Raw genomic sequence first — 13,696 nt, forward strand, 5'->3', positions numbered from 1 at the left:
CTAGAAGCCCGCCACGCGGGCGACCCACGCGGCCAGGTAAAGACCGACGCCGAAGACGCTGTGCGTGATCAGGCTCTGGAACCGCGCCATCGCAGGGCGCGGCGTGCGGCGCGCCGCAAAGCCCGCGCCCATCGCGGGCTGCATCACGCAGAACGGCACGAGCACAGTGCCGATGCCGACGATCAACGCAGGCACCAGCGTCGGCTGGCGCGCCCATTCCAATCCCCAGCCTGCGAGCAGCACGGCCGCGAACGCGATGCCGAGCAGGTAGTGCGCAGTCCAGCCGATGACGCCCTCGCCCGCCACGCGCGGCGACTTGCCGATGGGGTCGTGAAAGAAGCGCCCGCGCGTCAGGTGCACGAGCCAGCGGCCCACGAGCGCGTAGTCCAGCGAGGGAATGCCGAACAGGCGCTGGCGCAGCACGGCCCACAGGTCCATCACCACGGTCGCGCCGACGCCGATCCACAGCGTGCGCAGCGCGCATTCAGCCGCTTCAGACATGGCCACGCTCCTGCCCCGGCGCGCGCGCCGCGATCATCCAGCAGGCCGCGACAAAGCGCACGTCGTCGCCCTGCACATAGGGCGCGAAGGCGGCATGCAGCGTCTCGACGACCTGCGCGCGCGTCGCGGCATCCACCTCCTGCAGGACCAGGCCGACCGGCCCGAGCCGCGTGAAGTAGTCGGCCAGCGCCGTCGCGGGGAACGCGCATTCGACCTCGAAGGGCTGGATGTCGACCTCGCCCCATCCGCTCGCCGCGAGGATGCCCGCCACCCGCGCGCGGTCGGCGAACGCGAACTGGCCCGGTGCGTTCGGCTGGCGCGGCGGCAGGCCGGGCAGCAGCGGCGCGGCGGCGCGCTCGGCAGTCGTCATGAACGGGTTGTCGGCCCCGCCGCGCCAGGCGATGCAGCGCAGGGCCGCGCCCTCCGTCGCGGCATGCCGCAGGTTCGTGAAGGCCCGCACCGGGTCGTCGAAGAACATCACGCCCAGGCGCGAGATGACCGTGTCGAACGCGGCCGGCTCGAAGGCGTGGCCCTGCACGTCGGCGCAGACGAAGCGGGCCGACGGGAGCACCTCGCGCGCGGCGCGGGCCTTCGCCGCCTCGATCATCGGCGCCGAGATGTCGACGCCGAGGCACTGGCCGGTCGGGCCGAGTTGCCGCGCCACGGCGAGCGTCGTGCGGCCGGTACCGCAGCCGACGTCGAGCACGCGGTTGGCGCCCACGGTGCGCACCGCGTCGCTCAGCCGCGCTTCGAGCGGCTGGAACATCGCGTCGAGCACGGCCTGCGTCCGGACCCAGGCGCTGCCGGCGTGGCCGTTCCACAAGGCGGCCTGTTCGGCATTGGCGGGAGATGTGTCGTCCATGATCGTTTTCCTTCAGGTGCCTTCAAGCGGCGAGAGCTAGACTGTGCCAATTCAAGTCGACTTGAAGTCAAGAGGGGGCCGGCACATGGACATTTCGGAAGTCGCGCAACGCGCCGGCGTTCCCGCCTCGACGCTGCGCTTCTATGAAGAAAAAGGGCTGATCGCCTCGACCGGCCGGCACGGCCTGCGCCGCGTGTTCGCGCCCGAGGTGCTGGAGCGGCTGGCGCTCATCGCGCTGGGGCGCGCCGCCGGTTTCTCGCTGGAGGAAATCGGCCACATGTTCTCGCCCGAAGGCAAGCCGCGCATCGACCGGCAACTGCTCGCGGACAAGGCGCAGGACCTCGACCGCACGATCCGCCAGCTCACGGCGATGCGCGACGGCCTGCGGCATGCGGCGGTCTGCCCCGCGCCCAGCCACATGGAATGCCCTACCTTCCGCCGCATCCTGCGGGCCGCGTCGTCGGGCGCGCTGGAAGCCCCGAAGAAGAAGGCGCCGAAGCCGCGAACCCCCTAGCCACACCCGCTTTCAGGCGTTGCGTTCCGCAACACGCGCCCCTGCGCACAGGCAAGCGCGGCAGGCTCCTACACCGCGAAATGCATACTTTTGACCATGATGAGCCATCACTCTCGAAAGGTGGACCTCATGTTGAAGACACGTCTCTGGATCGCCGCTGCAGCTGCCACTTCGGTCATGACGCTGGCAGGTTGTGCGAGCGGTCCGAACCAGAACCTCGGCACCGGCATTGGCGCACTCGGCGGCGCGGCGGTGGGCCATGCGATCGGCGGCAACACGGGCAGCACGCTCGGCGGCGCGGCCATCGGCGGCATCATCGGCAACCAGGTGGGCCGCAACGTCGACGAGCGCAACTACTACAACCAGCAACGCTACCCGCGCGGCAGTGGCTACTACCCGGACAACGGGCCGCGCTACTGATTGATCCTTCCAACCCTCAACGAAAAAACGCGCCCTCCGGCGCGTTTTTTTCTGGGGCGGGCCGAGGGCCGCTCAGGCCTGCGATGCCGCCGCCCGCGCCTTCTCGGCCTTCGAGGCGCGCCACGCGCCGAAGATCGCCAGCAGGCCGGGCACGAAGATCAGCGCCCAGATGATCTTGTCCAGGTGCTGGCGCACGAACGGCAGGTTGCCGAAGAAGTAGCCCGCGGTGGCGATGCCCAGCACCCAGATGAGCGCGCCGCCCACGTTGTAGGCCGTGAACTTCGCGCGGTTCATCTCGGCCACGCCGGCCACGAACGGCGCGAAGGTGCGAATGAACGGCATGAAGCGCGCGAGCACGATGGTGATGCCGCCGTAGCGTTCGTAGAAGCTGTGGGCCTGGTCGAAGGCCTTGCGGTTGAAGAAGCGCGAGTTCTCCCACTGGAAGACCTTGGGCCCGAAGTAGCGCCCGATCGAGTAGTTGCACTGGTCGCCCAGGATGGCCGCCGCGATCAGGATGCCGCAGGCCAGCGGAAAACTCATGAGCCCCACGCCGCACAACGCGCCGACGATGAAGAGCAGCGAGTCGCCCGGCAGGAACGGCATGACCACCGCGCCGGTCTCGACGAACACGATCAGGAACAGCAGCGCATAGACCCAGGGGCCGTAGGCGACCACGAAGGCCTCGAGGTGTTTGTCGACGTGAAGGATGAAGTCGACGAGAAAGCTGATGATTTCCATGGGCGCGGATTATCCTTGTTGGCATGCCGCACCTTTTCCGAATCACCCCATGATCCAGATCCGCGAAGCCCTCGATGCCGACTGGCCCGCCATCTGGGCCGTCCTCGAACCGACGTTCCGCCGCGGCGACACCTACACCTACCCGCCCGATGTCGCGGAGGAACAGGCCCGCCACTCGTGGATGAAGGTGCCCACCCTGACCTTCGTGGCCTGCAACGACGAAGGCGCCGTGCTCGGCACCTATGTGATCCGCCCCAACCAGCCCGGCCAGGGCGCGCACGTGAGCAACTGCGGGTATGTGGTGTCCGAGGCGGCGCGCGGCCTGGGCGTGGCCTCGGCGCTGTGCGAACACTCGCAGCAGCAGGCCCTGCGCATGGGCTTCCTGGCGATGCAGTTCAACTTCGTCGTCTCCACCAACGAGCGCGCGGTGCGGCTGTGGCAGCACATGGGCTTCGCCATCGTCGGCACCTTGCCGGGCGCATTCAGGCATCCGCAGCTGGGCTTCGTGGACGCCTTCGTCATGTACAAGCAGCTGCAGCCTTTCCCCGGCGCGGCATGAAGAAGATCGAGCCCCGGCTCCTGCAGGCCTTCGTGGCCGTGGCCCGCGAGGGCTCGGTGTCGCGCGGCGCGCAGCGCCTGTTCCTCACGCAGCCGGCCGTGAGCCTGCAGCTCAAGGAACTGGGCGCGCTGGTCGAGCTGGAGCTGTTCCAGCGCACGCCCACCGGCCTGCTGCTCACGCGCGACGGCGCGGCGCTGCTCAACCACGCGGAGCATGCGCTCGAGAGCCTGAACGATTTCGCGGTGGCCGCCGAGCGGCTCAAGGGCGGCGTGCGCGGCTCGCTGCGCATCGGCACCATCCTCGACCCCGACTTCACGCGGCTCAGCCCCTTCCTCACCGAACTGGTCGCGCTGGCGCCCGAGCTGGAGACCGAGCTGCACCAGGGCACGAGCGGCGACGTGCTGGCCCAACTGCTGAACAAGGAACTGGACATCGGCTTCTACCTCGGAGACCCCGAGGCCACCGACCTGCCGCAGGCCAGCGCCGCCTCACGGCGCCACGACGGCGAACTGTTCCATTCGCAGGTGCTGGCGCGCTTCAACTACCAGGTGATCGGCCCGAGCGGCTGGGCGCCGCAGGTGCTGGGCCGCGACTGGCCCGAGCTGGCCTACCTGCCGTGGGTGCTGGCACCGGCGACCTCCTCGCATTCGCGGCTGCTGGCGCCGGTGCTGCAGGCCCACAAGCTGGTGCTGAAGAAAGCCGCGCAGGCCGACCAGGAGATGTCGATGCTGGCGCTGGTGCGCGCCGGCGTGGGCATTTCGCTGGCGCGCGACGCGCTGGCGCTGCAGGCCAGCCAGCGCGATGGCCTGGTCATCGCCGACCGCGTGAGCATCGCGTGCGACCTGCGCTTTGTCTGCCTGGCCGGCGCGCTCAAGCGGCCGGAGGTGGACTGCGCGTGGCAGGCGCTGTCGCGCGTCTGGCGACAGGCCTTCTGAACGATCAGGCGCGCGCCCGGCCGTCGAGCACGGCCGCCGGCGCCGCCGCAGCCCCACTCTTCTTTGCCACGCGCCAGCCCTTGGGCATGAGCGCCAGCATCAGCGCGGCCAGCAGCGCCGCGCTGCCCAGCGTGTACAGCCCCGCGGCCGAGCCGCCGTGGTTCTGCTCCACGTAGGTCCGCAGGTTGGGCGCCACGAAGCCGCCCAGGTTGCCGATGGAGTTGACCAGCGCGATGCCCGTGGCAATGCCCAGGCCCGACAGCCGCTCCGACAGGAAGGCATAGAAGATCGGCGTGCCCGACAGGTAGGTCGACGCACCGATGGACAGCGCCGCGATCGCGAAGATCGGTGAGCCGTGCGCCGACAGGCACACGCACACGCCGAAGATCGTGTAGAGCGTGGCCACGGTGACGCGGCGGCGGTCGTGGTGACGGTCGGACCAGCGCGTGACGAAGTACACGACGAACAGTGCCAGCAGCCACGGGATGCTGGTGACGAAGCCGACCAAGAGGCCGATCTTCTGGCCCAGGATCTGCCCCACCTGGGTCGGGAGATAGAAGATGAGGCCGTAGGCCGCGATCTGCACGATGAAGAAGTTCAGCGCGAAGAACATGACCCGCGGATTGCACAGCGTCTGCCACACGGTCTGCGGGCTGTCGGCCGACTTCTCCGCCGCTTCCTGGTCGAGCACGGCCTGCAGCGCGTTCTGCTGCGCGCTCGTGAGCCAGGGCGCGTTGTGCGGCCGGTCGACGATGACGAAGAAGGCCACGATGCCCACCACCACGGCCATCAGGCCCTCGATGAGGAACATCCACTCCCAGCCCTTGAGGCCGCCGATGCCGTTCATGTCGAGCAGCGCACCGGAGATCGGCCCACCGATGACGAGCGCGCCCGCAAAGCCGAACAGCAAAATGCCGTTGGCCTGCGCACGCACCTTGGCGGGGAACCAGTAGGTCAGCGTGAGCAGCACGCCAGGGTAGAAGCCCGCCTCCGCGATGCCGAGCAGGAAGCGCAGCACGTAGAAGGAGGTCTCGGTGGTCGCGAACATCATGGCCGAGGCCACGAGCCCCCAGGTGACCATGATCCGGCACAGCCAGATGCGCGGGCCGACGCGCGACAGGATCACGTTGCTCGGCACTTCGAAGATCGCGTAGCTCACGAAGAAGATGCCGGCGCCGAGCGCGAAAGCGCTGTTGCTCAGGCCGGTGTCGATCTGCAGCGCCTGCTTGGCGAAGCCGACGTTCACGCGATCAAGAATCGACATGATGTACATGACGATCAGCATGGGCAGCAGGCGCCAGCGCGCCTTGTGGATGGCGCCTGTGACCAGTTCGCCGTAGGGACTCGTGGTTGTCATTGTTGTTGTCTCCTGAATAGGTATTTCTGTCTGAAAGGCGCCGAGGCTAGCCCCTTGCGACCGCGCCGTGGACGGGGTTCGTCACCGAACCCAGTCCATCGATCTCGACCGAGACCACGTCGCCGCGCTTCAGGAAGCGTGGCGGCTTCAGGCCCAGGCCGACGCCGGCGGGCGTGCCGGTGAGGATCAGGTCGCCGGGTTCCAGCGTGATGGCGCGCGAGAGGTACGCAATGAGGAACGCGACCGAGAAGATCATTTCGCTGGTGTTGGACGACTGCACGGCCTCGCCGTTGACGAGGCAGCGGATGCCCAGCGATTGCACGTCGGCCACTTCGTCGCGCGTGACGACGGTGGGCGCTAGCGGGCAGAAGCCGTCGAGCGACTTGCCGCGCACCCACTGCGCCTCGCCCAGCTGCACGTCGCGCGCGCTCACGTCGTTGGCTGCAACGTAGCCGAACACATGCGAGAGCGCATCAGCCTCGCTCACGCCCTGTGCGCGCTGGCCGATGACGACGCCGAGTTCGGCTTCCCAGTCGACCTTCTCGGTGAAGCCTTCGGGCCAGGTGATCGCATCGCCATCAGCGGCCAGCGTGTTGCTGAACTTCGCGAACACGACGGGCTTCTCGGGGATGGCCAGGCCGGTCTCGATGCAGTGGTCGCGGTAGTTGGCGCCGATGCAGATGATGTTTCTCGGTGCGAACGGCAGCGTGGGCTTGACGTCGGCGAGCGGGATCGGCTGGCCTGCGTCGCGCCAGGGCTGGCCTTCGACGATGTCCTGCATGCGGGCCGCATCGACGGGCTGCAGTGCGCCGTCCTTGATGTAGCCCACGCGGGGGCCCTGCGGCGTTTGAACGCTCATCCACTTCATGTCTGACTCCTTCTCTTCTGATTTAAAAAATTCTGGGTGCGGGTTCATTCAGGGCGTGTGCTCAGGCCACCGGGTACTTCCCTCCGCGAATGTCCCCCGGGGCTTCGCCCCTCCTCCTTGATTTCGCTGCGGGAAGCACCCAGTGTCCTGAGCACGGGACACATCGCTGGTGCGCGCCGATCAACGACCGCTCGGCTCGACGATCACGTCGATGGGTGCCTTGCGCAGCGAAATCAAGGGGGAGGCCGCAGGCCGGAGGACATTCGCGGAGCAAGGCACCCGTCGGCGGGATCGCGCCCTGAACAGCAACCGTCCTCAGTGATTCCGACGCGGAATCCCCGCCGTCTGTGCCACGCGCTGGTACTTCGTCGCCGGCTTCAGCACCATGCCTTCAGAGAGCGTGTCCACCATCGCGCGCTGAATCTCCTGCCATGGCGTCTGGCTGGCGGGAATCGGGTAGCCACCCTTTGCCTCGAGCTCGCGGGCGCGCGCTTGCAACACGGCGTCGTCGACGAGCATGTTGACGGTGCGTTCCTTCAAATCCACGCGCACCTTGTCTCCGGTCTGCAGCAGTGCCAGGCCGGCGCCCGCGGCGGCTTCGGGCGAGGCGTTGAGGATCGACGGCGAGCCCGAGGTGCCGGACTGCCGGCCGTCGCCGATGCAGGGCAAGGCCGACACGCCTCTCTTGAGCAGGTGCGAGGGCGCGCGCATGTTGACCACTTCCGACGAGCCCGGGTGCCCGATGGGGCCGACGCCGCGCATGAACAAGATGCAGCTCGCATCGATGTCCAGCGACGGGTCTTCGATGCGGGCTTCGAAATCTTCCGGGCCGTCGAACACGATGGCGCGGCCCACGAAGGCGTCGAGGTCGCCGGCCTGGCTCAGGTAGCGCGCGCGGAACTCGTCGGAGATCACGCTGGTCTTCATGATCGCGCTGTCGAAGAGGTTGCCCGACATCACGAGGAAGCCGGCGTTCTCGCGCAGCGGCTGGTCGAAGGGGCGGATCACGTCGGCGTCTTTCACCGGCGCGTCGGCGCAGTTGACGGCCAGGGTGTGGCCGTTGACGGTGCGCGCGTCGGTGCGGATCAGGCCGTGGCGGTGCAGCTCGGCCACCACCGCGGGCACGCCGCCCGCGCGGTAGAACTCTTCGCCGAGGTACTTGCCGGCGGGCTGCATGTCGAGCAGCAGCGGCACGTCGAGGCCGACCGTTTCCCAGTCCTGGATGTTGAGTTCGACGCCCGCGTGCTTGGCGATGGCGATGAGGTGGATGGGCGCGTTGGTCGAGCCGCCGATGGCCGAGTTGACGACGATCGCGTTCTCGAAGGCCGAGCGCGTGAGGATGTCCGAGGGTTTCAGGTCTTCGCGCACCATGTCGACGATGCGCCGGCCCGTTTCGTAGGCCATCTGGCCGCGCTCGCGGTACGGCGCGGGAATGGCCGCGCAGCCGGGCAGGCTCATGCCCAGCGCTTCGGCCAGCGCGTTCATGGTCGAGGCCGTGCCCATCACGTTGCAGTGGCCGGCCGAGGGCACGGTGGAGCCCACGAGGTCGATGTAGCCGGGGAAGTCGATGCTGCCCTTGGCGAACAGCTCGCGCGCCTTGAACAGCGTGGTGCCGGTGCCGGTGCGCTGGCCTTCGTGCCAGCCGTTGAGCATGGGGCCGCCCGACAACACGATGGCGGGGATGTTGGCGGTGGCCGCGGCCATCAGCGCGGCGGGCGTGGTCTTGTCGCAGCCGGTGGTCAGCACCACGCCGTCGATGGGATAGCCGGTGAGGATCTCGACGAGCCCCAGGTAGGCCAGGTTGCGGTCGAGCGCGGCCGTGGGGCGGCGGCCGTTTTCCTGGATCGGGTGCATCGGGAATTCCATCGCGATGCCGCCCATCTCGCGGATGCCTTCGCGCACCCGCAGCGACAGCTCGCGGTGGTGGCGGTTGCAGGGCGTGAGGTCGGAGCCGCTTTGCGCGATGCCGATGATCGGCTTGCCCGATTGCAGCTCTTCGCGGGTGAGGCCGTAGTTCAGGAACCAGGCCAGGTGCAGGACCGAGAGTTCGCTGTGTTCGGGGTTGTTGAACCAGGCGGCGGAGCGCAGGGGGCGGGGTGTCGTCATGGCGTCGGCTTTCAGGGTGGTCGGCGAACGCGCGCGGCGGCCCCCTGCGCGGCATGGCGGTGGGCCATGGCGGTGTATTGGGTGTCTCCGGTGCGTTCTTGTTGTGCGAATACGTTGGCGAGAGGGAGCTTAGGTTTTCGCCTTCGCCAAAGCCAATGAGATCGGTTGAGGATCGGTATAAGCGCGCCAAATACACCGCCCCGGACACCCCGATACCCCGCCAACCGCCCGGTCTGCGCCCCGCTTTTAGAATGTTTCCGGTGAGTGCCCTACCCTCCTCCCTCCCCCCCGCCGAACGCCGCCCGATCCGTGAACTCCCCGACGAGCTGATCAGCCAGATCGCCGCCGGTGAAATGGTCGAGCGCCCCGCCTCGGTGGTGCGCGAACTGCTCGACAACGCGCTGGACGCCGGCGCGCGCCAGATCACCGTGCGGCTGGCCTCGGGCGGGGTGCGGCTGATCTCGGTCGAAGACGACGGCCTGGGCATTCCGCGCGAGGAACTCACGGTGGCGCTGCGTCGCCACGCCACCAGCAAGATCGCGAGCCTGAGCGACCTCGAAACGGTCGGCACCATGGGCTTTCGCGGCGAGGCGCTGGCGGCCATCAACGCGATCGCCGAGCTCAGCATCCTCTCGCGCTTCACCGGCGCCGACAGCGCCTACGTGCTCGACGGCGGCACCGGCGAGCTGCGGCCGGTGGCGCGCTCGGTGGGCACCACGGTCGAGGTGCGCGAGCTGTTCTTCGCCACGCCCGCGCGGCGCAAGTTCTTGAAGACCGACGCCACCGAGCTGGCCCACTGCATCGAGGCCGTGCGCCGCCATGCGCTGGCGCGGCCCGAGGTGGGCTTCTCGGTCTGGCACGACGGCAAGCTGATCGAACAATGGCGCGCCGCCGCCACGCCCGAGCAGCGGCTGGCCGATGCGCTGAGCGACGACTTCGTGTCGCAGAGCGTCTCCGTGCTGCGCGAAGGCGGCCCGGTGCGCGTGGTCGGCCGCGCCGGCATTCCCGACGCGGCGCGCTCGCGCAACGACCAGCAGTTCTTCTACGTCAACGGCCGCTTCGTGCGCGACAAGGTGCTGTCGCACGCGGTGCGCAGCGCCTACGAAGACGTGCTGCACGGCCAGCGCCAGCCGGTGTACGTGCTGTACCTGGAGATCGACCCCGCGCGCGTCGACGTCAACGTGCACCCGACCAAGATCGAGGTGCGCTTCCGCGACGGGCGCGAGGTGCACCAGGCGGTGCGCCATGCCATCGAGGACGCCCTGGCCGCACCGCGCGCCGGCGATGCGCTGGCACCGGCCGACGCGCCGCCGCAGCCCTTCTTCAAGCAGACCCCGCTGCCGCCGAGCGCCAGCTGGTCGCAGCCCGCGATCCCGTTCCAGGCGCGCGAGCGCGGTGCCGGCGACTTCGAGGCCATGTGGCCGCGGCGCACCGAGGAACAGGGCCATGCGCCCGTCACGGCCCCGTCGCAGTGGCAGACCGAAGCGCCGGCGATGTCGTTCCGTGCGCCGGTCGGATTGCCCGACAGCGAGGCCCTGGCCCCCATGCCAGCGCCTGTCATGAACCAGGACGCCTGGCCGCTGGGCCGCGCGCTGGCCCAGTTGCAGGGCATCTACATCCTGGCCGAGAACAGCCAGGGCCTGGTGATCGTCGACATGCACGCGGCGCACGAGCGCATCGTCTACGAGCGACTCAAGACCCAGCTCGACGGCGCGGCCATCACGAGCCAGCCGCTCCTGATCCCGGCCACCTTCGCCGCCACGCCGCAGGAAGTGGCCACGGCCGAGGCCTGCGCCGAGGTGCTGCCCACGCTGGGGCTGGAGATCACGCCCTTCTCGGCCCGCACGCTGGCGGTGCGCGCCGTGCCCGGCACGCTGGCCGACGGCGACCCTGTGGAGCTGGCGCGCAGCGTGCTCGCCGAGCTGGGCCAGCACGACGCGAGCACCGTGGTGCAGCGCGCGCAGAACGAGCTGCTGTCGACCATGGCCTGCCACGGCGCGGTGCGCGCCAACCGCAAGCTCACCATCGACGAGATGAACGCCCTGCTGCGCCAGATGGAAGCCACCGAGCGCTCCGACCAGTGCAACCACGGCCGGCCGACCTGGCGCCAGCTGTCGATCCGCGAGCTCGATTCGCTGTTCATGCGCGGGCGCTGAGCCCGTCATCGGCGGCCGCGCCGACATGCCGCAGCGTGACGGCGGCCAGCACCGCCAGGACCGCGATGCTGACGGCGCTGGTGGCTGCGGCGGCATTCAGTCCTGCGAGGAAGGCGGCTTGCGCTTGCTCCAGCACGCCGGCAGGCAGTTCGTGCGCCACCGATGTCGCGCCGGCCAAGCTGTCCGATACCGCGCGTTGAAGGTTCACGGCCATGCCATCGATCGGCTCGCCCATTCGCGTGCGATACACCGCCGTCGTCAGGCTGCCCAGCGTGGCGATGCCCACGGCCAGACCCAGCTCCTGCACCGTTTCGGACAAAGCCGAGGCCGAGCCCGCCTTCTCGGGCGGCGCGGCGCCCACGACCAGGTCGGTGCCCAGCGCGGCGATGGTGCCCAGGCCGAGGTACACGAGCGAGAACGCGGCCGTCACCCACGCGATGCCATGCGGCGTGCGATCGAGCTGGCTCAGCATCAGGTAGCCCACGACAGACAACCCCAGCGCGCCCGCCATCACATGACCCGGCCGGATGCGCCGCGTGAGCAGCGGCGCGGTGATGCCGGCCACCAGCATCGCGAGCGCCGGCGGGCCCATCCACAGCCCGGCCTCCAGGGGTGACAGCCCCGCCACCAGCTGCAGGTACTGGGTCACCAGCAGCATCGTGCCGCCGACACCGACCAGCCCCACCAGCAACACCACGAGCGCGACGCTGAAGGCCCGGCTGGCGAACAGGCCGAGGTCGATCAGCGGATGGCGCAACCGCCGTTGCCGCCGGATGAACCCCAGCGCGAAGGCCAGCCCACCGAAGAGCGCCAGCACTGCACCGACGCCGATCCCGTCCTTCGCGACCTGCTTGATGCCGTAGACCACCGGCAGCAACGCGAGCAGCGACAGCGCGACGCTGGGCAGATCGAGCCGCCCCTGCTGCGGCGCGCGGTACTCCGGCAGCAGGAACGGCGCCGCCACCAGCAGCAGCCCGACCACCGGCAGCGCGACGAGAAAGGCCGCGCCCCAGCCGTGGTGCGCGAGCAGCAGGCCGCCCACCACGGGCCCGGCCGCCATGCCGAGCGCGAACATGGTCGCCCACAGCCCGATGGCCAGCGCGCGCTGGTGCGGGTGCAGGAACATGTTGCTGATCAGCGCCAGCGTCGACGGCATCAGCGTCGCGCCCGCCACGCCGAGCACGGCGCGCGCGGCGATCAACTGGTTGGCGCTGGTCGAAGAGGCCGCGATCACTGACGCCACGCCGAACGCCGCCGCGCCCACCATGAGCAGCTTGCGCCGCCCGATGCGGTCGCCCAGCGTGCCCATCGTGACAAGAAAGCCGGCAATCATGAAACCGTAGGCATCGACGATCCACAGCGCCTGCGCGCTCGTGGGGCGCAGGTCCAGGGCCAGCGCGGGCAATGCGAGGTGCAGCAGCGTGAGGTCGAGCCCGAGCAGGAGGGTCGGCAGCGCCAGCAGCGCGAGCCCGGTCCATTCGCGGGCGCCGGCGCGGCCTTCGCGCCGCGCAGCCGGAAGGTGGTCGGAAAGGGAAAGTGAATCGCAAGGTGCGGTCAAAAGGGGCCTCCGGGAGCGCGTTCGGGTTGCGGAAGCCCCATCTTCAGGACAAGATCATCACATTACAATTTAAGCGTTTATCCTATTACTGGAGACAACAGGCTTGATCGAACGCAGCCTCAGCCGCACCAAGAACGAGCTGTCGGAGTTCCTGACCCGGCACCGCCGCAAGCTCACGCCCGCCGATGTCGGCCTGCCCTCGCAGGGCCGGCGCCGCACACCCGGCCTGCGGCGCGAAGAGGTCGCGGTGATGGCCGGCGTGGGGCTCACCTGGTACACCTGGTTCGAGCAGGGGCGCGAGATCCAGGTGTCGCAGAAATTCCTGCTCGGCGTGGCGCATGCCCTGAAGCTGGACGACGCCGAGTGCAGCCACCTGTTCCTGCTGGCCCACAAGCGCCCGCCGCCGCCCGAGGCCCATCAGCAGGCGTCGGTCACGCCTCGCATTCAGCAGCTCATGGACGAGCTGCCCACCCGCCCTGCCTATGTGTTCAACCTGCGCTGGGACGTCGTGGCCTGGAACGCCGCGGCCGACGCGCTCTTCGGCTTCAGCACGCGGGAGCGCGAGGCGCGCAACCTCCTTCGCATGGTGTTCGCCGACCCCGAACTGCGCCCGCGCCTGCCCGCCTGGCGCGACGATGCGCCCGGGCTGCTGGCGCAATTCCGATACGACTTCGCCATTGCGCCCGACGATCCGGCCATGCGGGGCCTGGTCGCGGACCTGAAAGCGCTCTCGCCCGACTTCCGCCGCTGGTGGGACACCCCCGACAGCGCGCCTGCCCGGCGCGGGCTCGGATGCGTACAGATGGCCGACAGCGGACCGTTGGAGTTTCACCACGAAACACTCGTGGTCGACACGCACCGGCACCTGCGGATGGTGGTGTATTTCGTGCAGCCGGCGCCGGGCTGAACACCGGGGCCTGTGCGGCAGATAAGCGCCGTCAGCGCCCATTTCGAGGGTTTTCGAGGGTTTTGTGGCGTCATCCACGGTGCGGGCACGCACGTTGCATGGTCTCGTGCCAGGCGCCGGCGAGCGCTGCACAGGGGGAGCTGACACGCGATGCCGACGCGTTTCAGAAAGCAAGCAGATGAACTTTCGGCCGACTTTCGCTGTCCCTCCACCCC

13 protein-coding genes are annotated in these 13,696 nt (G+C 69.1%); 6 read left to right on the top strand and 7 right to left on the bottom strand.

Annotated elements, in window-relative coordinates:
• Both FFI97_RS01895 and FFI97_RS01900 read right to left on the bottom strand, forming a co-directional pair.
• Window positions 1-501, bottom strand: a complete 501-nt coding sequence (locus FFI97_RS01895) for a DUF2938 domain-containing protein (RefSeq protein WP_139699902.1) — start codon at window positions 499-501, stop codon at window positions 1-3.
• The gene (locus FFI97_RS01900) at window positions 494-1,363 is read right to left on the bottom strand and encodes a class I SAM-dependent methyltransferase (RefSeq protein WP_139699903.1); all 870 of its coding nucleotides are present in this window, start codon (window positions 1,361-1,363) and stop codon (window positions 494-496) included. Before FFI97_RS01900 ends, FFI97_RS01895 begins: the two co-directional genes overlap by 8 nt.
• An 85-nt stretch (window positions 1,364-1,448) precedes the next feature.
• Between FFI97_RS01900 and FFI97_RS01905 the strand changes: the two genes are divergently transcribed.
• Entirely contained in the window at window positions 1,449-1,877 is a 429-nt protein-coding gene (locus tag FFI97_RS01905; RefSeq protein WP_139699904.1) for a helix-turn-helix domain-containing protein, read from the top strand.
• Between the two features lie 129 nt (window positions 1,878-2,006).
• Window positions 2,007-2,297, top strand: a complete 291-nt coding sequence (locus FFI97_RS01910) for a glycine zipper domain-containing protein (RefSeq protein WP_223301444.1) — start codon at window positions 2,007-2,009, stop codon at window positions 2,295-2,297.
• A gap of 72 nt (window positions 2,298-2,369) precedes the next feature.
• Here FFI97_RS01910 and FFI97_RS01915 read toward each other — a convergent pair whose 3' ends face one another.
• Window positions 2,370-3,035 carry a DedA family protein gene (locus FFI97_RS01915; protein ID WP_062478522.1) on the bottom strand — a complete coding sequence of 222 codons (666 nt, stop codon included), beginning with the start codon at window positions 3,033-3,035 and terminating at the stop codon, window positions 2,370-2,372.
• Window positions 3,036-3,084: 49 nt separating this feature from the next.
• On the opposite strand from FFI97_RS01915, the gene FFI97_RS01920 reads away from it, so the two are divergent.
• Complete coding sequence (locus FFI97_RS01920) at window positions 3,085-3,594, top strand: GNAT family N-acetyltransferase (protein ID WP_139699905.1); 510 nt, start codon at window positions 3,085-3,087, stop codon at window positions 3,592-3,594.
• Window positions 3,591-4,529 carry a LysR family transcriptional regulator gene (locus tag FFI97_RS01925; protein WP_139699906.1) on the top strand — a complete coding sequence of 313 codons (939 nt, stop codon included), beginning with the start codon at window positions 3,591-3,593 and terminating at the stop codon, window positions 4,527-4,529. Before FFI97_RS01920 ends, FFI97_RS01925 begins: the two co-directional genes overlap by 4 nt.
• Window positions 4,530-4,533: 4 nt before the next feature.
• Here the strand turns inward: FFI97_RS01925 and FFI97_RS01930 are convergent, their stop codons facing one another.
• The 3 genes from FFI97_RS01930 to FFI97_RS01940 all read right to left on the bottom strand — a co-directional run bounded on the left by FFI97_RS01930 (window position 4,534) and on the right by FFI97_RS01940 (window position 8,860).
• Window positions 4,534-5,886: an MFS transporter gene (locus tag FFI97_RS01930; RefSeq protein ID WP_082818212.1), complete on the bottom strand. Its 1,353-nt coding sequence runs from the start codon at window positions 5,884-5,886 to the stop codon at window positions 4,534-4,536.
• A 46-nt stretch (window positions 5,887-5,932) separates the two neighbouring features.
• Window positions 5,933-6,754, bottom strand: coding sequence for a fumarylacetoacetate hydrolase family protein (locus FFI97_RS01935; RefSeq protein WP_139699907.1), 822 nt, complete (start codon window positions 6,752-6,754; stop codon window positions 5,933-5,935).
• 315 nt (window positions 6,755-7,069) lie between these two features.
• Window positions 7,070-8,860, bottom strand: coding sequence for an IlvD/Edd family dehydratase (locus FFI97_RS01940; RefSeq protein ID WP_144004347.1), 1,791 nt, complete (start codon window positions 8,858-8,860; stop codon window positions 7,070-7,072).
• Window positions 8,861-9,120: 260 nt separating this feature from the next.
• On the opposite strand from FFI97_RS01940, the gene mutL reads away from it, so the two are divergent.
• Window positions 9,121-11,016, top strand: a complete 1,896-nt coding sequence (gene mutL, locus FFI97_RS01945; protein ID WP_139699908.1) for a DNA mismatch repair endonuclease MutL — start codon at window positions 9,121-9,123, stop codon at window positions 11,014-11,016.
• On the opposite strand, the gene FFI97_RS01950 is transcribed toward mutL, so the two are convergent.
• On the bottom strand, window positions 11,000-12,574 hold the full coding sequence (locus tag FFI97_RS01950; RefSeq protein WP_139699909.1) for an MFS transporter: 1,575 nt from the start codon (window positions 12,572-12,574) through the stop codon (window positions 11,000-11,002). The genes mutL and FFI97_RS01950 overlap by 17 nt on opposite strands.
• A 103-nt stretch (window positions 12,575-12,677) precedes the next feature.
• Between FFI97_RS01950 and FFI97_RS01955 the strand changes: the two genes are divergently transcribed.
• The gene (locus FFI97_RS01955; protein WP_139699910.1) at window positions 12,678-13,481 is read left to right on the top strand and encodes a helix-turn-helix transcriptional regulator; all 804 of its coding nucleotides are present in this window, start codon (window positions 12,678-12,680) and stop codon (window positions 13,479-13,481) included.
• The last annotated feature ends 215 nt before the right edge of the window (window positions 13,482-13,696 follow it).

Origin of the sequence: Variovorax sp. KBS0712, assembly GCF_006323185.2 — a bacterium.
Classification (GTDB): Bacteria; Pseudomonadota; Gammaproteobacteria; order Burkholderiales; family Burkholderiaceae_C; genus Variovorax; species Variovorax boronicumulans.